General features: G+C 59.3%; 24 protein-coding genes and 1 tRNA gene. 23 read left to right on the top strand and 2 right to left on the bottom strand.

Translation table 11 applies throughout. The features are described 5' to 3' along the window. Positions 1-175: 175 nt before the first annotated feature. Complete coding sequence (locus tag AC07OV_RS09240) at positions 176-484, top strand: DUF3077 domain-containing protein (protein ID WP_176997013.1); 309 nt, start codon at positions 176-178, stop codon at positions 482-484. A gap of 165 nt (positions 485-649) precedes the next feature. Here the strand turns inward: AC07OV_RS09240 and AC07OV_RS09235 are convergent. After that, positions 650-734, bottom strand: a tRNA-Leu gene (locus tag AC07OV_RS09235). 108 nt (positions 735-842) lie between these two features. Between AC07OV_RS09235 and queA the strand changes: the two genes are divergently transcribed. The 6 genes from queA (at position 843) to AC07OV_RS09205 (ending at position 6,916) form a co-directional block, all read left to right on the top strand. Continuing rightward, positions 843-1,892: a tRNA preQ1(34) S-adenosylmethionine ribosyltransferase-isomerase QueA gene (gene queA / locus AC07OV_RS09230; RefSeq protein WP_494996631.1), complete on the top strand. Its 1,050-nt coding sequence runs from the start codon at positions 843-845 to the stop codon at positions 1,890-1,892. Between the two features lie 5 nt (positions 1,893-1,897). Then, a complete protein-coding gene (tgt, locus tag AC07OV_RS09225; RefSeq protein WP_032803964.1) occupies positions 1,898-3,013 on the top strand; it encodes a tRNA guanosine(34) transglycosylase Tgt in 1,116 nt (371 codons plus the stop codon). A 43-nt stretch (positions 3,014-3,056) separates the two neighbouring features. Beyond that, positions 3,057-3,395 (top strand): preprotein translocase subunit YajC, encoded by a 339-nt coding sequence (gene yajC, locus AC07OV_RS09220; RefSeq protein WP_003175975.1) that lies wholly within the window; start codon positions 3,057-3,059, stop codon positions 3,393-3,395. A gap of 62 nt (positions 3,396-3,457) precedes the next feature. Beyond that, positions 3,458-5,326, top strand: a complete 1,869-nt coding sequence (gene secD, locus AC07OV_RS09215) for a protein translocase subunit SecD (protein WP_176997015.1) — start codon at positions 3,458-3,460, stop codon at positions 5,324-5,326. Positions 5,327-5,335: 9 nt separating this feature from the next. Then, positions 5,336-6,250 carry a protein translocase subunit SecF gene (gene secF, locus AC07OV_RS09210; RefSeq protein ID WP_176997016.1) on the top strand — a complete coding sequence of 305 codons (915 nt, stop codon included), beginning with the start codon at positions 5,336-5,338 and terminating at the stop codon, positions 6,248-6,250. A gap of 123 nt (positions 6,251-6,373) precedes the next feature. After that, positions 6,374-6,916, top strand: a complete 543-nt coding sequence (locus AC07OV_RS09205) for a glycine zipper 2TM domain-containing protein (RefSeq protein ID WP_176997017.1) — start codon at positions 6,374-6,376, stop codon at positions 6,914-6,916. 197 nt (positions 6,917-7,113) lie between these two features. On the opposite strand, the gene suhB is transcribed toward AC07OV_RS09205, so the two are convergent. After that, positions 7,114-7,929, bottom strand: coding sequence for a type III secretion system regulator SuhB (gene suhB / locus AC07OV_RS09200; protein WP_003175971.1), 816 nt, complete (start codon positions 7,927-7,929; stop codon positions 7,114-7,116). Positions 7,930-8,074: 145 nt separating this feature from the next. On the opposite strand from suhB, the gene trmJ reads away from it, so the two are divergent. From trmJ to hisS, 16 genes are all read left to right on the top strand, one after another. Next, positions 8,075-8,845, top strand: coding sequence for a tRNA (cytosine(32)/uridine(32)-2'-O)-methyltransferase TrmJ (trmJ, locus tag AC07OV_RS09195; protein WP_176997018.1), 771 nt, complete (start codon positions 8,075-8,077; stop codon positions 8,843-8,845). A gap of 2 nt (positions 8,846-8,847) precedes the next feature. After that, positions 8,848-9,630 carry a serine O-acetyltransferase gene (cysE, locus tag AC07OV_RS09190; RefSeq protein ID WP_176997019.1) on the top strand — a complete coding sequence of 261 codons (783 nt, stop codon included), beginning with the start codon at positions 8,848-8,850 and terminating at the stop codon, positions 9,628-9,630. Between the two features lie 269 nt (positions 9,631-9,899). Then, a complete protein-coding gene (gene iscR, locus AC07OV_RS09185; protein WP_003194020.1) occupies positions 9,900-10,391 on the top strand; it encodes a Fe-S cluster assembly transcriptional regulator IscR in 492 nt (163 codons plus the stop codon). Between the two features lie 50 nt (positions 10,392-10,441). Continuing rightward, on the top strand, positions 10,442-11,656 hold the full coding sequence (locus tag AC07OV_RS09180; RefSeq protein ID WP_176997020.1) for an IscS subfamily cysteine desulfurase: 1,215 nt from the start codon (positions 10,442-10,444) through the stop codon (positions 11,654-11,656). 99 nt (positions 11,657-11,755) lie between these two features. Continuing rightward, positions 11,756-12,142, top strand: coding sequence for a Fe-S cluster assembly scaffold IscU (iscU, locus tag AC07OV_RS09175; RefSeq protein ID WP_028617851.1), 387 nt, complete (start codon positions 11,756-11,758; stop codon positions 12,140-12,142). A 28-nt stretch (positions 12,143-12,170) separates the two neighbouring features. Further along, the gene (iscA, locus tag AC07OV_RS09170; RefSeq protein WP_003175963.1) at positions 12,171-12,494 is read left to right on the top strand and encodes an iron-sulfur cluster assembly protein IscA; all 324 of its coding nucleotides are present in this window, start codon (positions 12,171-12,173) and stop codon (positions 12,492-12,494) included. Positions 12,495-12,502: 8 nt separating this feature from the next. Beyond that, positions 12,503-13,024, top strand: coding sequence for a co-chaperone HscB (gene hscB / locus AC07OV_RS09165; RefSeq protein ID WP_038848811.1), 522 nt, complete (start codon positions 12,503-12,505; stop codon positions 13,022-13,024). A 53-nt stretch (positions 13,025-13,077) separates the two neighbouring features. Further along, complete coding sequence (hscA, locus tag AC07OV_RS09160) at positions 13,078-14,940, top strand: Fe-S protein assembly chaperone HscA (RefSeq protein WP_176997021.1); 1,863 nt, start codon at positions 13,078-13,080, stop codon at positions 14,938-14,940. A 3-nt stretch (positions 14,941-14,943) separates the two neighbouring features. Next, positions 14,944-15,285, top strand: coding sequence for an ISC system 2Fe-2S type ferredoxin (gene fdx, locus AC07OV_RS09155; protein ID WP_017736823.1), 342 nt, complete (start codon positions 14,944-14,946; stop codon positions 15,283-15,285). Positions 15,286-15,299: 14 nt separating this feature from the next. Beyond that, positions 15,300-15,500 (top strand): Fe-S cluster assembly protein IscX, encoded by a 201-nt coding sequence (iscX, locus tag AC07OV_RS09150; RefSeq protein WP_494996633.1) that lies wholly within the window; start codon positions 15,300-15,302, stop codon positions 15,498-15,500. A gap of 88 nt (positions 15,501-15,588) precedes the next feature. Next, a complete protein-coding gene (ndk, locus tag AC07OV_RS09145) occupies positions 15,589-16,014 on the top strand; it encodes a nucleoside-diphosphate kinase (RefSeq protein WP_060754319.1) in 426 nt (141 codons plus the stop codon). Positions 16,015-16,043: 29 nt separating this feature from the next. Then, positions 16,044-17,192: a dual-specificity RNA methyltransferase RlmN gene (gene rlmN, locus AC07OV_RS09140; RefSeq protein ID WP_176997022.1), complete on the top strand. Its 1,149-nt coding sequence runs from the start codon at positions 16,044-16,046 to the stop codon at positions 17,190-17,192. A 12-nt stretch (positions 17,193-17,204) separates the two neighbouring features. Beyond that, complete coding sequence (pilW, locus tag AC07OV_RS09135; protein ID WP_494996634.1) at positions 17,205-17,963, top strand: type IV pilus biogenesis/stability protein PilW; 759 nt, start codon at positions 17,205-17,207, stop codon at positions 17,961-17,963. Continuing rightward, entirely contained in the window at positions 17,963-18,970 is a 1,008-nt protein-coding gene (locus AC07OV_RS09130) for a RodZ domain-containing protein (RefSeq protein WP_495092080.1), read from the top strand. The genes pilW and AC07OV_RS09130 overlap by 1 nt, the downstream gene beginning before the upstream one ends. Positions 18,971-18,972: 2 nt before the next feature. Continuing rightward, positions 18,973-20,082 (top strand): flavodoxin-dependent (E)-4-hydroxy-3-methylbut-2-enyl-diphosphate synthase, encoded by a 1,110-nt coding sequence (gene ispG, locus AC07OV_RS09125; RefSeq protein ID WP_025859271.1) that lies wholly within the window; start codon positions 18,973-18,975, stop codon positions 20,080-20,082. A gap of 23 nt (positions 20,083-20,105) precedes the next feature. Then, a complete protein-coding gene (hisS, locus tag AC07OV_RS09120) occupies positions 20,106-21,395 on the top strand; it encodes a histidine--tRNA ligase (RefSeq protein ID WP_192299562.1) in 1,290 nt (429 codons plus the stop codon). Positions 21,396-21,400 lie beyond the last annotated feature (5 nt).

Raw genomic sequence — 21,400 nt, 5'->3', positions numbered from 1 at the left:
ACCTGCATGGCGTCAACCATGGTGATGGATGTCAGCCCGCGCATAGCTGCCACCTATTCGCATGAGAAACGAACGTGGCAGCTCTCTACATTAGGAGCTAAGCAATGAGCGTTTCTGATAGGTCGTATCTTCGCAATCCCACAACCCAGACCTCCACCTATCTGGGAGGTGCCCAATGATCAACCCACCCCTCAACAAAACCCTCGGAGTCATCACCTTCTCCACCTGCGGCAAACAGCCCAACCTTCACCGCCTATTCCGCGTCAATTCCGGCGTACCCATTCGCGATGCCCTTGAGCATGCCTCAGAGCTTCTCCACTGTTCAAAAATGCTGGCATTGGGTGCGGCGATGGACACGAACGCGGATTGCTATGCCTGGGCGGCACATTATTTGGCGGAGATGGCGAAGGCGGTGGTGGATGATTTGGCGAATGGAATGTTGCCGAATGGGCTGGTGGAGGAGGGTGAAGCGGTTGGTGTGTAGGCGGGTGATTTGATGGTGTTGGGGCTGGCGCCTTCGCAGGCAAGCCAGCTCCCACAGAGGGATTGCGTTTCAAGGTAGAGAGGGCGGTGAGCAGTGATTTCGCTGGCTGCCCACTTTTCTGCAGGCGAAAAAAAAGACCTTGAATTTCAAGGTCTTTTTTTAAGATGGTGCCCCGAGGGAGACTCGAACTCCCACTCCTTTCGAAAACGGATTTTGAATCCGCCGCGTCTACCAATTCCGCCATCAGGGCTCAATGGCGGCGAAGTATAGAGAGGTGATTACCGTTGGTCAATCACGTTTCATGGTCAATTTTCACTATTTCCGCTAGACTTCCCGGCCCTGCTAGACGAACACCATCATGCGCGTTGCTGACTTTACTTTTGAGCTCCCTGATTCGCTGATCGCTCGCCACCCTTTGGCCGAGCGTCGCGCCAGTCGACTGCTGACCCTGGACGGGGTGAGCGGTGCCCTCGCACACCGTCAATTCACTGATTTGCTTGAGCATTTGCGCCAAGGCGATCTGATGGTGTTCAACAATACCCGGGTGATTCCGGCTCGCCTTTTTGGCCAGAAAGCCTCCGGCGGCAAGCTGGAAATTCTGGTGGAGCGGGTGCTGGACAGCCATCGCGTGCTGGCCCATGTGCGCTCCAGCAAGTCGCCGAAGCCGGGTTCGAGCATCCTCATTGATGGCGGTGGCGAAGCCGAGATGGTGGCGCGCCATGATGCGTTGTTCGAGCTCAAGTTCACCGAGGAAGTGCTGCCGTTGCTGGAGCGCGTCGGCCATATGCCGCTGCCTCCTTATATAGACCGCCCCGACGAAGACGCGGACCGCGAGCGCTATCAAACCGTTTACTCCCAGCGCCTTGGTGCCGTGGCCGCGCCGACTGCCGGGCTGCATTTTGATCAGCCGTTGCTGGATGCGATTGCCGCCAAGGGCGTCGAAACGGCTTATGTGACCCTGCACGTGGGGGCCGGTACATTTCAGCCGGTGCGTGTGGATAAGATTGAAGACCACCATATGCACAGCGAATGGCTGGAAGTCAGCCAGAACGTGGTGGATGCGGTGGCCGCGTGCAAGGCGCGCGGCGGTCGGGTGGTTGCCGTGGGCACCACCAGCGTGCGGTCGCTGGAGAGCGCGGCGCGTGATGGCGTGCTCAAGCCGTTCAGTGGCGACACCGATATCTTTATTTTCCCGGGCCGGCCGTTCCATGTGGTCGATTGCCTGGTGACCAACTTCCATTTGCCGGAATCCACGCTGTTGATGCTGGTGTCGGCATTTGCCGGTTACCCGGAAACCATGGCCGCTTATCAAGCCGCCATCGCCAACGAGTACCGTTTTTTCAGCTACGGTGATGCGATGTTTATCACCCGTAATCCGGCGCCGCGCGGCCCAGAGGAACAATCATGAGTCGTATGTCGTTTGAATTGCTGGCCACGGATGGTAAAGCTCGCCGCGGCCGTTTGACCTTCCCGCGCGGCACCGTCGAAACCCCGGCCTTCATGCCGGTGGGTACCTACGGCACCGTCAAGGGCATGCTGCCGCGCGACATCGTTGCCACCGGCGCCGAGATCATCCTCGGCAACACCTTCCACCTGTGGCTGCGCCCGGGTACGGAAGTGATCAAGAAGCACGGCGACCTGCATGACTTCATGAAGTGGCAAGGCCCGATCCTGACCGACTCGGGTGGTTTCCAGGTGTTCAGCCTGGGCGCCATGCGCAAGATCAAGGAAGAGGGCGTGACCTTCGCCTCGCCGGTAGACGGCGCCAAAGTGTTCATGGGCCCGGAAGAGTCGATGCAGGTACAGCGCGACCTGGGTTCCGACATCGTAATGATTTTCGACGAGTGCACCCCGTACCCGGCCGATGAAGATGTCGCGCGGATCTCCATGGAGTTGTCCCTGCGCTGGGCCCAGCGTTCGAAGAATGCTCACGGCGATAACACGGCTGCGCTGTTCGGTATCGTGCAGGGCGGCATGCATGAAAGCCTGCGCAAGCGCTCGCTGGAAGGCTTGGACAAGATCGGCTTTGACGGCCTGGCCATCGGCGGTTTGTCGGTGGGCGAGCCCAAGCACGAGATGATCAAGGTGCTGGATTACCTGCCGGGCCTGATGCCCGCTGACAAACCTCGTTACCTTATGGGCGTTGGCAAACCGGAGGATCTCGTAGAGGGTGTGCGCCGCGGTGTGGACATGTTCGATTGCGTGATGCCAACCCGTAATGCCCGCAATGGGCATCTGTTCATCGATACAGGCGTGCTGAAGATCCGTAACGCGTTCCATCGCCATGATGATTCGCCGCTGGATCCCACCTGTGATTGCTACACCTGCCAGAACTTCTCCCGTGCTTATCTGCACCATCTGGACAAGTGCGGGGAAATGCTGGGTAGCATGTTGAATACCATCCACAATTTGCGTCACTACCAAGTCCTGATGGCTGGTTTGCGCGAGGCTATTCAACAGGGTACATTGGCCGCCTTCGTCGATGCCTTCTATGCCAAGCGCGGGCTCCCTGTGCCGCCCTTGGACTGAGTTTTCCGACCCTAAGATTCACTATTTGCAACTGGAGTGCTAAATGAGCTTTTTTATCTCTAACGCCATGGCTGATGCCGCTGCGCCTGCCGCTGCCGGTCCTATGGGCGGTGGTTTCGAGTGGATTTTCCTGGTCGGCTTCCTGGTCATCTTCTACCTGATGATCTGGCGTCCACAGGCCAAGCGCGCCAAAGAGCAGAAAAACCTGCTGGGCAGCCTGCAAAAAGGTGACGAAGTTGTGACCACTGGCGGTATCGCTGGCAAGATCACCAAGGTTTCCGACGCTTTCGTGGTGCTGGAAGTCTCCGACACCGTAGAAATGAAGTTCCAGAAGGGCGCCATCGCCGCCACGCTGCCAAAAGGCACGCTCAAAGCGATCTGAGTAACAACCTTTACCAATCGACGGGGCGCGCAAGGCGCCCCGCGTTATAAGCGGGCGGCGTGATGCTGAACAAATACCCTCTGTGGAAATACGTACTGATCCTGGCGGTGCTGGCGATCGGTTTTATTTATTCCGCTCCCAATCTTTATCCTGATGACCCGGCGATCCAGATCACTGGCGCCAGCACTTCGCTGCAAGTCAATCAGGCTGACCTGGAACGCGCGAGCAAAGCGCTCACCGACGCGGGCATCCAGGTCAAAGCGGCAACATTGGCGGCTGATGCGAAGGGCGGTTTGTTGCGCCTGACCAAGGCAGAAGACCAATTGCCGGCCAAAGACGTCGTGCGCAAGGCCATGGGTGACGACTACGTAGTCGCGCTCAACCTGGCACAGACCACGCCAAAATGGCTGCGCAGCATCGGCGCGCACCCGATGAAGCTGGGTCTGGACTTGTCCGGTGGTGTGCACTTCCTGCTGGAAGTCGATATGGACAAAGCCCTCGACGCGCGCCTGAAAGTCTACGAAGGCGACGTGAAGAGCCTGCTGCGCAAAGAGAAGTTGCGTTATCGCAGCCTGCCGCAGCTCAACGGTGCCATCCAGCTGGGCTTCTCTGATGAAGCGTCCCGCGAACAGGCCCGTGCGCTGGTGCGCAAGAACTTCAACGATTTCGACATCGTACCGGCCGACCTGAACGGTCAACCTGTACTGCGTCTGGCGATGACCCCGGCCAAGCTGGCGGAAATCCGCGAATACTCCATCAAGCAGAACTTGACCACGGTACGTAACCGCGTCAACGAGCTGGGTGTGGCCGAGCCGATCGTTCAGCGCCAAGGTGCCAACCGCATCGTAGTTGAGCTGCCGGGCGTACAGGACACCGCTGAAGCCAAGCGTATCCTGGGTAAAACCGCCAACCTGGAATTCCGTCTGGCCGCTGAGCCGGGTGCTACCCGCGCCACTGCCGAGGAATTCGAGTTCCGCGAGGGCAATCGCCCTCCAGCGCTGATCGAGCGTAGCCTGATCATCACCGGTGACCAGGTCACCGACGCCAAAGCAGGTTTTGGCGAGCACGGCACGCCTGAAGTGAACATCCGCCTGGATGGTCACGGCGGCGAACTGATGAGCCGCGCCACGCGCAGCAACGTTGGTCGCAGCATGGCGGTAATCTTTATCGAACAGCGTCCGGTCACCACTTACACCAAGCAAGTGGTCGACGGCGTCGAGAAAGACGTGCCGGTACAGACCTTCAAGGAAGAGAAGAAGATCATCAGCCTGGCGACCATCCAGTCGCCGCTGGGTGCTCAATTCCGCATCACTGGCCTGAACGGCCAGGGCGAGTCGTCCGAGCTGGCGCTGCTGCTGCGTGCCGGTGGCCTGGCTGCCCCGATGTACTTCGCTGAAGAACGTACCATTGGCCCAAGCCTGGGTGCTGACAACATCACCAAGGGTATCGACGCGGCCTTGTGGGGCATGCTGTTCGTTTCCCTGTTCATCATCGCCATCTACCGCTTCTTCGGCATCATTGCCACCGTGGCCCTGGCGGGCAACATGGTGATGCTGCTGGCCCTGATGTCGCTGCTGGGCGCTACCCTGACCTTGCCAGGTATCGCCGGTATCGTACTGACCATGGGTATGGCGGTAGACGCCAACGTACTGATCTTCTCGCGGATCCGTGAAGAGATTGCGGCGGGCATGACCGTACAGCGTGCAATCAACGAAGGCTTCGGCCGGGCATTTACCGCGATTCTCGACTCCAACTTGACCACCTTGCTGGTCGGCGGGATTCTCTTTGCCATGGGCACCGGCCCGGTCAAAGGTTTTGCGGTGACCATGTCCCTCGGTATCTTTACCTCGATGTTCACGGCCATCATGGTGACCCGCGCAATGGTCAACCTGATCTTTGGCGGGCGTGACTTCAAGAAGTTGTGGATTTAAGGGGCTGCCATGTTACGTACAATCAACTTCATGGGCGTTCGCAACGTTGCGTTCGGCGTCACCGTGCTCCTTACCGTTCTGGCGTTGTTCAGCTGGTTCCATAAGGGCCTGAACTACGGTCTGGACTTCACCGGCGGTACGCTCATCGAGCTGACCTACGAGAAGCCGGCCGACGTTACCCTGGTGCGCAGCGAGCTGGTCAAGGCCGGCTATCACGAAGCCATCGTGCAGAGCTTTGGTGCAACCACCGACCTGCTGGTGCGTATGCCGGGCGAAGACCCGCAACTGGGTCACCAGGTGGCCGAGGCCTTGCAGAAGGTCGGCGGCGACAATCCGGCGTCGGTCAAGCGCGTCGAGTTCGTCGGCCCACAAGTGGGTGAAGAACTGCGCGACCAGGGCGGCCTTGGCATGCTGATGGCGCTGGTCGGCATCATGATCTACCTGGCTTTCCGCTTTCAGTGGAAGTTCGGTGTCGGCGCCATTGTGTCGCTGATCCACGACGTGATCGTGACCGTGGGCATCCTGGCGTACTTCCAGGTGACCTTCGACCTAACCGTACTGGCGGCTGTGCTGGCGATCATTGGTTACTCCCTCAACGACACCATCGTGGTATTCGACCGGGTCCGTGAGAACTTTCGCGTACTGCGCAAGGCGTCGTTGATCGAGAACATCAACGTCTCCACCACTCAGACCCTGTTGCGGACCATGGCGACGTCGATCTCCACCTTGCTGGCGATTGCCGCGCTGATGATCTTTGGTGGTGACAACCTGTGGGGCTTCTCCCTGGCGCTGTTTATCGGCGTTCTGGCGGGTACCTACTCGTCGATCTACATTGCCAACGTGGTGCTGATCTGGCTGAACCTCAACAGCGAAGACCTGATCCCTCCTGCTGCAACCGGCAAGGAGGTCGATGACCGCCCTTGATGGGTGCTTGTTGATCTGCTGTTACAAAGAAGGCACGAGTATTGAACTCGTGCCTTTTTTTTTGCTCCAAGGCTGGGTATAGCGCGGACGTTTCGGTCCGTTTGTGATGGTCAGGAGGTTCACGTGAACAAGTCGTTGCTGGTTGGTGCGGTATTGGGTGCTGTCGGTGTGACTGCCGGGGGTGCTGTTGCCACCTACAGCCTGGTAAAAAGCGGCCCTGAGTATGCGCAAGTGCTGGCGGTGCAGCCGGTCAAGACCCAGATCAAAACCCCGCGCGAGGTCTGCAAGGACGTCGCCGTGACCCGGCAGAAGCCGGTAGAAGATCAACATCAGATCATCGGCACCGTGGTCGGTGCGCTGGCAGGTGGCCTGTTGGGCAACCAGGTCGGTGGCGGTAATGGCAAGAAGCTGGCCACCGTGGCCGGTGCAGTAGGTGGTGGTTATGCCGGTAACAAGGTTCAGGAAGGTATGCAGAACCGCGATACCTACACCACCACACAAACCCGTTGTAACACCGTTAACGACATCAGCGACAAGGTGGTCGGTTATGACGTGCGTTACACCCTGGATGGAAAAGAGGGCTCGGTGCGCATGGAGCGTGACCCGGGCAACCAGATTCCGGTCGACAAAGAAGGTCGCTTGATTCTCGGCCAGAACCAGCAGTAATTGACACCACAATACCTGTAGGAGCCGGCTTGCCGGCGATAGCGGTAGGTCAGTATTAAGAGCGCTGACAGATAGATCGCCATCGCCGGCAAGCCGGCTCCTACAGTGAATTGTGTGTTGCTCAGTAGTTTTTGGGTTTTCCTAAAGCCCAGGCATAAAAAAAGCACCCCGAAGGGTGCTTTTTTGTGCCCGCTCGCTTAGCGCTTCAGCGAGGCCGGTAGGTGCGGCTGGATCGCCGTCAGTACTGCCTTGAAGCATTTGGTGTTGCCGGCAACCACGTGGCCTTTCTCAAGGAAGTCGTGACCACCGGTGAAGTCGCTCACCAGGCCGCCCGCTTCCTGGATCAGCAGGGCGCCTGCCGCCATGTCCCACTCGGACAGGCCCGACTCCCAGAATGCATCGAAGCGACCAGCGGCCACATACGCCAGGTCCAGGCTTGCAGCGCCAGCGCGACGGATGCCAGCGGTCTGGCCAACCAGGGCGCGGAACATGCCCAGGTAGTTTTCCAGGTTGTCCATCTGGTCATCACGGAATGGGAAGCCGGTGCCCAGCAGGGCGCCGTCCAGGCTGGTACGACCGCTGACGCGCAGGCGACGACCATTCAGTTGGGCGCCACGGCCACGGCTGGCGGTGAATTCTTCCTGGCGAACTGGGTCCAGAACCACGGCGTGTTCCAGGCGGCCACGGTATTTGCACGCGATGCTCACGGCAAAGTGCGGGATGCCGCGCAGGAAGTTGGTGGTGCCATCCAGTGGGTCGATGATCCACAGGTAGTCTTCGCCTTCACCGCTGCCTTTGTGCAGGCCGGTTTCTTCGCCGAGGATCCCGTGGGTAGGGTAGGCCTTGCGCAGGGCGTCGATGATTTTCTGTTCGGCGGCGCGATCCACCTCGGATACGTAATCCTTGGCGTCTTTTTCGTCGACCTTGATGGTATCCAGGCGCTCGATGGAGCGGAAGATCAATTCACTGGCGCTGCGGGCGGCGCGCAGCGCGATATTCAGCATGGGCTGCATGGATGTGTCACCTAAGGTTGTTAAAGAAAGCCGAGCATTCTAGCAGAAACTTTCTTCAGGTGAAGGACGACGTTAGCTTTCATGGCATAACCTTAGGCTGTTCTGTAAGATTTGCTCCCCTTTCCCGTGTCCGAGAGCGCCTCCCTTGCTGCAAAACATTCGTGTCGTCTTGGTCAATACCAGTCATCCCGGCAACATCGGCGGGGTGGCGCGAGCCATGAAAAACATGGGGTTGACGCGCCTGGTGCTGGTCGACCCGCGCGTGTTCCCGCACCACGAGGCTGATGCCCGTGCATCGGGTGCCAATGATCTGCTTGAAAAAGCCCAGGTCGTCGCCACCTTGGAAGATGCCTTGGTCGGCTGCAATTTGGTGCTAGGCACCAGTGCTCGCGACCGTCGCATCCCCTGGCCGCTGCTGGATCCGCGTGAATGCGGGACCAAAGTGGTCGAGGAGGCCGCAGGCGGCGCTGAAATCGCCTTGGTCTTTGGTCGTGAGGACTCCGGCCTGACCAATGAAGAGCTGCAGCGATGTCATTACCACGTGCATATCCCATCGGACCCAGGGTTCAGCTCGCTGAACCTTGGGGCGGCGGTGCAGGTGTTGACCTACGAAGTGCGCATGGCCTGGTTGGCCGCGGCTGGCCAGCCGAGCAAGGTAGAGAAGGAAGAGGTTGCGTCTACCAAGAGTGGTGAGTTGGCCACCATGGACGAGCTGGAGCGGTTCTATGAGCACCTGGAGCAAACCCTGGTGGCCATCGAGTTTCTCGATCCGGAAAAACCACGGCACTTGATGGCACGCCTGCGTCGCCTTTACGGACGCAGCTCGGTCAGCCGGGCAGAAATGAATATATTGCGTGGCATCCTCACGGAAACCCAGAAAGCGGCCCGTGGCGAGCTGCTTAAGCGGAAGGATTAAAAATGTTCGAGCGTTTGCGAGAAGATATCCAGAGTGTTTTCCACCGTGACCCTGCGGCGCGCAACGCCTTTGAAGTGCTGACCTGCTATCCGGGCATGCACGCGATCTGGATTCACCGGTTGTCCGGTGCCCTGTGGGGCATGGGCTGGAAATGGATGGCGCGGCTGGTCTCGAACTTCGGACGCTGGCTGACCGGGATCGAGATTCACCCGGGTGCCAAGGTGGGTCGCCGCTTCTTTATCGATCACGGTATGGGCATCGTGATTGGCGAAACCGCCGAGATCGGCGATGACGTGACCCTTTATCAGGGCGTGACCCTGGGCGGCACCAGCTGGAACAAAGGCAAGCGCCACCCGACGCTGGGTGATGGCGTGGTGGTGGGGGCGGGCGCCAAGGTGCTCGGCCCGTTTACTGTCGGTGCGGGTGCCAAGGTCGGCTCCAATGCGGTGGTGACCAAGGCGGTTCCGCCCGGCGCTACCGTTGTCGGTATCCCGGGTCGAATTATCGTCAAGCCCGAAGCAGGTGATGAGCAGGAAGCCAAGCGCAAGGCCATGGCCGAGAAAATCGGCTTCGATGCCTATGGCGTCAGCGAAGACATGCCTGACCCGGTGGCCCGGGCCATCGGCCAGTTGCTCGATCATTTGCAGGCCGTGGATGGCAAGCTGGACGGCATGTGCGGTGCGTTGAAGGATCTCGGCAGTCCTTACTGTGCGAAAGATCTGCCTGAGCTGCGTGAAGAAGATTTCGCCGAGATCAAGGCCGAAACCAATCAGCAAGCCAGCTGAAATACTCCCTGGTAGGAGTCCGGCTTGCCGGCGATGGCATCTTCAGGGTCGCAATCGCCGCGGTGCGACGATTCGACAAGCCGGGCTCCTACAAGGCGTACGCTTTATCGGCCACATGATGTTGAATGTGCCATTACCCCTCGCACCCTGCTATGATTCGCGCGCCCTTTTTACGGGTAATCCTGACTAAAGTACTAGGTCTTATAGTTGACTTAAATACTCGGGAATCGCATACTTGCTCCCATTCTGAAACACCTTGGTACTTGTCCATGAGACTGACTACAAAAGGCCGATACGCGGTGACCGCCATGCTTGACCTGGCCTTGCACGCGCAAACTGGGCCGGTGTCCCTGGCCGATATCTCCGAGCGCCAAGGCATTTCCCTGTCCTACCTCGAGCAACTGTTCGCCAAATTGCGCCGTAGCAATCTGGTTTCCAGTGTGCGTGGGCCGGGTGGCGGCTATCAGTTGTCCCGCGACATGCAGGGCATCCAGGTAGCGCAGGTGATCGATGCGGTCAACGAATCCGTCGATGCCACCAAATGCCAGGGTTTGGGTGATTGCCACGCCGGCGACACCTGCCTGACGCACCACCTGTGGTGTGACTTGAGCCTGCAGATCCATGAGTTTTTGAGTGGTATCAGCTTGGCTGATCTTGTGACTCGCCGTGAGGTGCAAGAAGTAGCCCAGCGTCAGGACCAGCGCCGTTGCAACACCAAGGCGCCGCGTCTGGACAAGATTGAAGCGTCCGCCGTCGAGTGACAGCCGAAGAGCTAACGGCACGCCAGCCAGCCTGATTTAGGAGAAAGTCCATGAAATTGCCGATTTACCTTGATTACTCTGCGACCACCCCGGTTGATCCGCGTGTCGCGCAAAAGATGAGCGAATGCCTGCTGGTTGACGGAAACTTCGGCAACCCAGCCTCCCGTTCCCACGTATTCGGCTGGAAAGCCGAGGAAGCGGTCGAGAACGCTCGTCGCCAAGTCGCCGACCTGGTTAATGCCGATCCACGCGAAATCGTCTGGACTTCCGGTGCTACCGAGTCCGACAACCTGGCAATCAAGGGCGCGGCGCATTTCTACGCGACCAAAGGCAAGCACCTGATCACCACCAAGATTGAGCACAAGGCTGTCCTCGACACCATGCGCCAACTGGAGCGTGAAGGTTTCGAGGTCACCTACCTCGAGCCAACCACCGACGGTATCGTCACCCCGGCCATGATCGAAGCGGCCCTGCGTGAAGACACCATCCTGGTTTCCGTGATCCATGTGAACAACGAAATCGGCACCATCAACGACATCGCGGCCATTGGCGAGCTGACCCGCTCCAAGGGCGTGCTGCTGCACGTCGACGCTGCCCAGTCCACCGGCAAGGTCGACATTGATCTGTCGAAGCTGAAAGTCGACCTGATGTCGTTCTCTGCCCACAAGACCTACGGCCCTAAAGGCATCGGCGCGCTGTACGTGAGCCGCAAGCCACGTGTGCGCATCGAAGCCACCATGCACGGCGGCGGTCACGAGCGCGGCATGCGTTCGGGCACCCTGGCGACCCACCAGATCGTCGGCATGGGCGAAGCCTTCCGCGTAGCCAAGGAAGACATGGCTGCCGAAAACATCCGCATCAAAGCCCTGAGCGACCGCTTCTACAAGCAGGTCGAAGGCCTTGAAGAGCTGTACATCAACGGCAGCATGACCGCCCGTGTACCGCACAACCTGAATTTGAGCTTCAACTACGTCGAAGGCGAGTCGCTGATCATGGCGCTCAAGGACCTGGCGGTTTCGTCCGGTTCGGCCTGCACCTCGGCATCCCTTGAGCCTTCGTACGTACTGCGCGCCCTAGGCCGCAACGACGAACTGGCACACAGCTCGATCCGCTTTACGTTCGGCCGTTTCACCACCGAAGAGCAAGTCGACTACGCCGCGCAGAAAGTCTGCGAAGCCGTCAACAAGCTGCGCGTTCTGTCGCCGCTGTGGGACATGTACAAAGACGGTGTCGATATTTCCAAGATCGAGTGGGCGGCACACTAACTATAGAAGCCGCCACCCCAGCTCTGTAGGAACGTGGCGGAAAACGCAGGCGTTTCTACAGGGTTCCAGAGCGGCCCTGATGAGTGAGGATTCAGTACCATGGCTTATAGCGAAAAGGTCATCGACCACTACGAAAACCCGCGTAACGTCGGCAAGATGGACGCGGAAGACCCAGATGTCGGCACCGGCATGGTCGGCGCCCCGGCGTGCGGCGACGTGATGCGCCTGCAGATCAAGGTCAACGACGCGGGCGTTATCGAAGACGCCAAGTTCAAGACCTACGGCTGCGGTTCGGCCATCGCCTCCAGCTCCCTGGCGACCGAATGGATGAAAGGCAAGACCCTGGATGAGGCTGTCACTATCAGCAACACCCAGCTGGCCGAAGAACTGGCCCTGCCGCCAGTGAAAATCCACTGCTCGGTACTCGCAGAAGACGCCATCAAGGCAGCTGTTCGCGACTACAAGCAGAAGAAAGGCTTGATCTAAGCATTTGGCGACGAGTAAGGAGTCAACGATGGCTATCAGCATGACAGAAGCGGCTGCGCAGCACATTCGCCGCTCCCTGAATGGGCGCGGTAAAGGTGAGGGGATTCGTCTGGGTGTTCGCACCACGGGCTGTTCCGGCCTTGCCTACGTGCTGGAGTTTGTCGACGAGGTGGTTGCGGAAGACCAGGTGTTCGAAAGTCACGGCGAAAAAGTGATCATCGACCCTAAAAGCCTGACCTACCTGGACGGCACCGAACTCGATTTCGTCAAGGAAGGGTTGAACGAAGGCTTCAAGTTCAACAACCCCAACGTGCGCGGTGAATGTGGCTGCGGCGAAAGCTTCAACATCTGAGGCTATTCGTGGGTACTCCTTGTCATTTCGCTTTATTCGAGCTGCAGCCGAGCTTTCGCCTGGACCTCGAGCAGCTTGCCACGCGCTACCGAGAATTGGCGCGTGGCGTGCATCCAGACCGCTTCGCTGACGCTTCCGAGCGTGAGCAGCGCGTGGCGCTGGAGAAGTCGGCCAGCCTCAACGAAGCCTATCAGACGCTGAAAAACCCACCCAAGCGTGCGCGCTATCTGCTCGCAATGAACGGTGGGGAGTTGCCGCTTGAAGTCACGGTGCACGACCCGGACTTCCTGATGCAGCAGATGCAATGGCGCGAAGAGCTCGAAGACCTGCAGGACGAAGCCGACCTGGCGGGTGTCGCAGTCTTTAAGCGTCGTCTGAAAACGGCCCAGGATGAGCTCAACGAAAGCTTCGCAGCCTGTTGGGATGATGCAGCGCAACGCGAGCAGGCCGAGCGCCTGATGCGGCGCATGCAGTTCCTCGACAAGCTCACCTACGAAGTGCGCCAGCTAGAAGAGCGCCTCGACGATTAACCCAGTGTGCTGCCCGTGATGCACGCCTGATAGACAGATAAGACCTGATTACCATGGCCCTACTGCAAATCGCCGAACCCGGCCAAAGCCCTCAACCGCACCAGCGTCGCCTGGCGGTCGGGATTGACCTGGGCACCACCAATTCCCTGGTTGCTGCCTTGCGCAGCGGCCTGTCCGAGCCGTTGCCCGACGCTGATGGCCAGGTGATCCTGCCGTCTGCCGTGCGCTACCACGCCGATCGCACCGAAGTCGGTGAGTCGGCCAAGCTGGCAGCCTCTACCGACCCGTTGAACACCGTACTGTCGGTCAAGCGTTTGATGGGTCGTGGTCTGTCCGACGTCAAGCAATTGGGTGACCAGTTGCCGTACCGTTTTGTCGGTGGCGAATCCCATATGCCGTTCATCGACACCGTCCAGGGCCCGAAAAGTCCGGTGGAAGTGTCGGCCGATATCCTCAAGGTGCTGCGCCAGCGTGCGGAGAACACCTTGGGTGGCGAACTGGTCGGTGCGGTGATCACGGTGCCTGCTTACTTCGATGACGCTCAGCGCCAAGCCACCAAGGATGCGGCGAAACTCGCCGGCCTGAACGTGCTGCGCCTGCTCAATGAGCCGACTGCGGCGGCTGTGGCCTATGGCCTGGACCAGCACGCCGAAGGCCTGGTCGCTATCTATGACCTGGGCGGCGGCACCTTTGATATTTCGATCCTGCGCCTGACCGGCGGTGTCTTCGAAGTGCTGGCCACCGGTGGCGACAGCGCCCTGGGCGGCGATGACTTCGACCACGCCATTGCAGGCTGGATCATCAGCAGCGCCGGCTTGTCGGCTGACCTGGACCCGGGCGCACAGCGTAACCTGCTGCAAACCGCCTGCGCCGCCAAGGAAGCGCTGACGGATGCTGCTTCTGTTGAGGTTTCCTACGGCAATTGGTCGGCTCAGCTGACCCGTGAAGCCTTCGATTCGCTCATCGAGCCGATGGTGGCTCGAAGCCTGAAAGCCTGTCGCCGTGCCGTACGTGACTCCGGTATCGAGCTGGAAGACGTCGGTGCCGTGGTCATGGTCGGTGGTTCCACACGCGTGCCGCGCGTTCGCGAGGCGGTGGCTGAAGCCTTTGGCCGTCAGCCGTTGACTGAAATCGACCCGGATCAAGTGGTGGCCATTGGTGCTGCGATCCAGGCCGATACCTTGGCCGGCAACAAGCGCGATGGTGGCGAACTGCTTCTGCTCGACGTGATTCCGTTGTCCCTGGGGCTGGAAACCATGGGCGGCCTGATGGAGAAGGTGATTCCACGCAACACCACCATCCCTGTCGCCCGTGCCCAGGACTTCACCACCTACAAAGATGGCCAGACGGCCATGATGATCCATGTGCTGCAAGGCGAGCGCGAGCTGATCAGCGACTGTCGCTCCCTGGCGCGCTTTGAATTGCGCGGTATCCCGGCCATGGTCGCGGGCGCAGCAAAGATTCGCGTGACCTTCCAGGTCGACGCTGACGGCCTGTTGAATGTGGCGGCGCGCGAGCTGGGTTCGGGCGTTGAAGCCAGCATCCAGGTCAAGCCGTCCTACGGCCTCACCGACGGTGAAATCGCCAAGATGCTCAAGGACTCCTTCCAATACGCCGGTGACGACAAGGTCGCCCGCGTATTGCGTGAGCAGCAAGTGGACGCTCAGCGCCTGCTTGAAGCGGTGCAGGGCGCCCTTGATGTTGATGGTGAGCGCCTGCTGGATGCCGAAGAACGCATGGTCATCGACCTGCAGATGCAGGAACTGGCCGAACTGATGAAAGGCTCCGATGGTTACGCCATCGAGCAACAGACCAAGCGCCTGTCGCAAGTGACCGATGCCTTTGCCGCCCGTCGTATGGACCAGACGGTAAAAGCCGCCCTGGCGGGACGCAACCTGAATGAAATCGAGGAATAATTAATGCCGCAGGTCATTTTTCTGCCACACGCCGAGCATTGCCCGGACGGTATGGTCGTGGAGGCTGAGACCGGCAAGTCCATCCTCGAAGTTGCCCATGACAACCACATCGAGATCGAGAGTGCCTGCGGCGGTGTCTGCGCCTGCACCACCTGTCACTGCATCATTCGTGAGGGTTTCAATACCCTGGAAGAAGCTGACGAGCTGGAAGAGGACTTTCTTGATCGCGCATGGGGCCTGGAAGCTCATTCGCGCCTAAGCTGTCAGGCAAAGGTCGGGACTGAAGATATCACTGTCGAAATTCCGAAGTATTCGCTCAACCATGCCGCCGAAGCGCCGCACTGATTGGTAGAACTGTCATGAGTTATGGTTGGAATGATGTACAGCGTATTGCTGAAGAACTCGCTGAAGCCAAGCCGGACGTGAGTCCGCTGACGGTCAACTTCGTTGATCTGCAGCACTGGATCATGGAGCTGCCTGATTTTGACAATACTTCTGGCCGCTGTGGCGAGAAGGTCTTGGAAGCGGTCCAGGCACTCTGGATCGAAGAAATCGACTGATCATCCCGGCAGGTTAGGCAATACCCAATAACCCGCGTATAATTCGCGGGTTTAATTTTTCGTAAATTACCGTTTCTGGAGTTACACCATGGCTGTTCAACGTACTTTCTCCATCATCAAGCCTGACGCTGTTGCAAAAAACGTCATCGGCGAGATCACCACTCGTTTCGAAAAAGCCGGCCTGAAGGTTGTAGCTTCGAAACTCAAGCAACTGTCCAAAGCTGAAGCTGAAGGCTTCTACGCTGAGCACAGCGCTCGTGGTTTCTTCGGCGACCTGGTTGCCTTCATGATCTCCGGTCCTGTTGTTGTTCAGGTTCTGGAAGGCGAAAACGCTATCGCTCTGAACCGTGAGCTGATGGGCGCTACCAACCCTAAAGAAGCAGCTGCTGGCACCATCCGTGCTGACTTCGCTGAGTCCATCGACGCCAACGCTGTTCACGGTTCGGACTCCGAAGCCGCTGCTGCTCGCGAAATCGCTTACTTTTTCGCTGCTACTGAAGTAACCGCTCGCTAAGCATCGGCTTAAAGAGTGAGGGTGAATCCATGACTACATCGACTGTTAAAACCAACCTGCTGGGTCTGACTCAGCCGGAAATGGAGAAATTCTTCGACTCAATCGGGGAGAAGCGTTTCCGTGCCGGTCAGGTAATGAAGTGGATTCACCACTTTGGCGTCGACGATTTCGACGCCATGACGAACGTCAGCAAGGCCCTGCGCGACAAGCTCAAGGCCATTGCTGAGGTCCGTGGTCCCGAAGTGGTCAGCGAAGACATCTCCAGCGACGGCACCCGTAAGTGGGTGGTGCGCGTGGCGTCCGGCAGCTGCGTCGAGACCGTGTACATTCCCCAGGGCAAGCGCGGCACCTTGTGCGTTTCGTCCCAGGCAGGCTGTGCCCTGGACTGCAGTTTCTGCTCCACCGGCAAGCAAGGCTTCAACAGCAACCTCACTGCCGCCGAAGTGATCGGCCAGGTGTGGATTGCCAACAAATCCTTTGGCAGCGTCCCGGCGACCGTCGACCGTGCCATCACCAACGTGGTGATGATGGGCATGGGTGAGCCGCTGCTGAACTTCGACAACGTCATTTCGGCCATGCACCTGATGATGGACGACCTGGGGTACGGCATCTCCAAGCGCCGTGTAACCCTGTCGACCTCCGGCGTGGTCCCGATGATCGATGAGCTGGCCAAGCACATCGACGTCTCCCTGGCGCTGTCGCTGCACGCACCCAATGACGCATTGCGTAACCAATTGGTGCCGATCAACAAGAAGTATCCGCTTAAGATGCTGCTCGAATCTTGCCAGCGCTACATGGCAACCCTCGGCGAAAAGCGTGTGTTGACCATTGAGTACACACTGCTCAAGGACATCAACGACAAGGTCGAGCACGCGGTCGAGATGATCGAGTTGCTCAAGGACACGCCGTGCAAGATCAACCTGATTCCGTTTAACCCGTTTCCCCATTCTGGCTACGAGCGGCCGAGCAACAACGCCATCCGCCGTTTCCAGGATCAACTGCACCAGGCTGGCTACAACGTCACCGTCCGCACCACCCGTGGTGAAGACATCGACGCCGCCTGTGGCCAATTGGTAGGGCAGGTGATGGACCGCACCCGCCGCAGCGAACGTTATATCGCCGGACGCGAACAGAACGCCGCCGACGATTTACCGCTGATTGCTGTGAATCGAATCTGAGAGAGGATCTCTATGCCCTTGCGCCTTGCGCTGCTTTTGCTTGTTACCGGCCTGTCGGCTGGTTGTGTTTCATCGGGCCATGACCGCCCTTTGCAAACCGGTAAAGGCCGTGACGAGGCGCGAGTTGCCTATGTGCAACTGGGTTTGGGTTACCTGCAGCAAGGCATGAGCGAGCAGGCCAAGGTGCCGTTGAAGAAGGCCCTTGAGCTGGACAGCGACGATGCCGACGCCAATGCGGCGCTGGCCTTGGTGTTCCAGGCCCAGGCCGAGCCTGAATTGGCCGATCAGTATTTCCAGAAGGCCCTGGCCTCCCGTCCCGCCGATGCGCGGCTGCTGAACAACTACGGCAGCTTTTTATTCGCGCAGAAACGTTATGACCAGGCCTCCCAGTATTTCCAACAAGCCAGCGCCGACGCTCTCTACCCAGAGCGGTCGCGGGTATTCGAGAACCTTGGGATAACCTCGATGCGCCTCGGCCAGCGCGACAGCGCCCGCCAGCAGCTGGAAAAAGCCCTGCATTTGAACAGTCGCCAGCCACGCGCATTGCTCGAAATGGCTGAGATGTCTTACGAAGACAGGCATTATGTGCCGGCACGTGACTATTACGAGCGTTTTAGCCTGCTCAGCGGGCAAAATGCACGTAGTCTATTGCTCGGTGTGCGCCTGGCGACGGTTCATGAAGAACGCGACACGGCCGCACGTTTTGGCCAGCAACTCGAACGACTCTATCCCGGTACGCCGGAATATCAGCAATACCTGTCGGAGCAATGATGAAAGCGGCGCACCCGGAAGTTGTAGCAGCTAATCGCGTAAACCCAGGCGAGACCTTGCGTCAGGCCCGCGAAAGCAATGGTTGGTCGCTGGCAGAAGTGGCCCTCAAGCTCAATTTGACCAGCACATCCCTGGCCAACCTGGAAGCCGGCGCGTTCGACAAGCTGCCAGGGCATACCTTTGCCCGCGGCTATATCCGCGCTTATGCCAAGCTGTTGGGCATTGACCAGACTGTTCTTGTCCAGGAATTCGACCAGTTCACCGGCACCGACTCCCAGGGCAGCAATGTGCATGGCCTGGGCCGTATCGAAGAGCCTGTGCGGGTTTCCCACACCATTTTGCGAATCGTCAGCCTGTTGCTGCTGATCGCCGTGATCGGCGGCGGTTTCGTCTGGTGGCAAGACCAGACGTCCCAGCGCAACAAGGACCTGACCAGCAACGCCATGGAGCACGTCGAAGTCGAAAGCGCCGACGGCACCACCCAGATTCACCCGCTGGACGAGCCGGAAGACCAGGCCGTGGCCGAGAGCCAAGCCGCGCCTGAAGCACCTGCTGCCACCGAGCAGCCAGCGCCTGAAACCGCCCCTGCCGCTACCGCTGCCGTGCCCGCTCCAGCAACACCGGCTGCACCGGCCCATACCCCGGCGGCTCCCGTTGCCCAGGCCCACACGCCTGCCGCGCCGGTTCAAGCGCCAGCGACCCCTGCGCCAGCCACCCCGGCTGCACCAGCGATTTCGCCACCCACCACCCCAGCATTGATTGCGGGCGACGGGCGTATCCAGATTACCTTCATCGCGGACTGCTGGACGCAAGTCACCGATGGCAATGGCAAAGTGCTGTTTAGCGGACTGAAGCGTAAGGGAGATACGCTCGACCAGGGCGGCAAGCCTCCTTTGACGCTGCGTCTGGGCTTTGCCCGTGGCGCGCAAGTGGCCTACAACGGCCAGCCTGTGGACGTAGCGCCGTTCACCAGTGGCGAGACCGCTCGCCTGAAGTTGGGACAATAGTCATGCACGGCGAATCTCCAATCAAACGTCGCGTATCGCGCAAGATCTGGGTCGGCTCGGTGCCGGTGGGTGGCGACGCCCCCATCGCGGTACAGAGCATGACCAACAGCGACACCAATGATGTGGCTGCCACCGTTGCCCAGATCAACCGTCTGGAAGCGGCCGGCGTGGACATCGTGCGGGTATCCGTGCCGGACATGGACGCTGCAGAAGCCTTTGGTCGCATCAAGCAACTGGTCAAGGTGCCACTGGTTGCCGACATCCACTTCGACTACAAGATCGCGTTGCGTGTAGCCGAACTGGGCGTTGATTGCCTGCGGATCAACCCGGGCAACATCGGCCGTGAAGACCGCGTGCGTGCGGTGGTGGATGCCGCCCGTGATCGCGGTATTCCAATCCGAATCGGCGTGAACGCCGGCTCCCTGGAAAAAGACCTGCAAAAAAAATACGGCGAGCCGACGCCGGCTGCGCTGGTTGAATCGGCGTTGCGCCACGTTGAGCACCTTGAACGCCTGAATTTCCAGGACTTCAAGGTCAGCGTAAAGGCCTCCGACGTGTTCATGGCGGTGGAAGCCTACCGCCTGCTGGCCAAGGAAATCGTGCAGCCCCTGCACCTGGGTATCACTGAAGCGGGCGGTTTGCGCTCAGGCACAGTGAAATCTGCGGTGGGTCTCGGTATGCTGCTCGCCGAAGGGATTGGCGATACCATCCGCATCTCCCTGGCGGCAGACCCTGTAGAGGAAGTGAAAGTCGGTTACGACATTCTCAAATCCCTGCATTTGCGTTCCCGTGGCATCAACTTCATTGCCTGCCCGAGCTGCTCGCGGCAGAACTTCGACGTGGTGAAAACCATGAACGAACTGGAAGGGCGCCTCGAAGACCTGCTGGTGCCGCTGGATGTTGCGGTCATCGGGTGCGTGGTCAACGGCCCGGGTGAAGCCAAAGAGGCACACATCGGGTTGACCGGCGGTACACCGAACCTGATCTACATCGACGGCAAGCCGTCGCAGAAGTTGACGAATGACAATCTGGTGGATGAGCTCGAAAGACTGATCCGCGAGAAAGCGGCCGAGAAGGTCGCGGCTGACGCAGCGCTGATCGCGCGCGGCTGATTGAACGAATTTAAGGATTTGATGTGAGCAAGTCTCTGCAAGCCATTCGTGGCATGAACGACATCCTGCCGGAGCAGACGCCGTTGTGGCGTTACTTCGAAAGCACCGTCGCGCGCCTGCTGGATAACTACGGTTACAAGCAGATCCGCATGCCGATCGTGGAATTCACCGAACTCTTCAAGCGCTCCATCGGTGAAGTGACCGACATCGTCGAAAAAGAGATGTATACCTTTGAAGACCGCAACGGCGACTCCCTGACCCTGCGTCCGGAAGGCACCGCGGCGTGCGTGCGTGCTGTGCTTGAGCATGGTCTTACCGGTGCTGGCCAGCCGCAGAAGTTGTGGTACATCGGCCCGATGTTCCGTCACGAACGTCCACAGAAAGGCCGTTATCGCCAGTTTCACCAGATCGGCCTGGAAGTGTTCAACATCGATGGCCCGGACATCGACGCCGAGCTGATCGTGCTGACCTGGCGCCTGTGGGGCCTGTTGGGCATCCGTGACGCGGTCAAGCTTGAACTCAACAGCCTGGGCACCAGTGAATCCCGTGGCCGCTATAAAGTGGCCTTGGTCGAGTACCTGTCGGCCCACCTGGACAAATTGGACGAAGACAGCCAGCGCCGTCTGAAAACCAACCCGTTGCGCGTGCTGGATACCAAGAACGCTGACACCCAGGCTGTGCTGGTCAATGCACCGAAAATGGCCGATTACCTGGACGACGAATCCCGTATCCACTTCGAGGGCCTCAAGGCTCGTTTGGACGCGGCTGGTATTCCGTTCGTGATCAACACCAAGCTGGTGCGTGGCCTCGATTACTACAGCAAGACCGTGTTCGAGTGGGTCACCGACAAACTCGGTGCCCAGGGCACCGTCTGTGCCGGTGGTCGTTACGACGGCCTGGTCGAGCAGATGGGCGGCAAGCCGACCACGGGCGTGGGCTTTGCCATGGGCATCGAGCGGCTGATCCTGCTGCTGGAAACCCTGGAGAAGGTCCCGGAAGAGATCTCCCGTCAGGTGGACGTGTACCTGTGCGCCTTTGGCGAGGCCGCCGAACTGGCAGCCCTGGCCTTGAGCGAAAAAGTGCGCGACCAACTGCCGAACCTGCGCCTGCAGGTCAATGCCGGCGCCGGCAGCTTCAAGAGCCAGTTCAAGAAGGCCGACAAGAGCGGCGCGTTGTATGCGCTGATCCTGGGCGATGACGAACTGGCCCAGCAAGTGATAGGTTTCAAACCCCTGCGTGGCCAGGGCGAGCAACAGAACATTGCCTTTGATGCGCTCGCCGCGCACTTGGCCACCTGCGTCGTGCAGGGTTGAAGCTG

This window comes from Pseudomonas sp. GW821-FHT09A09, from assembly GCF_059418405.1.
The sequence above is the reverse complement of the archived record's forward strand: the minus strand, read 5'-3'. Positions and strand labels throughout refer to the sequence as shown.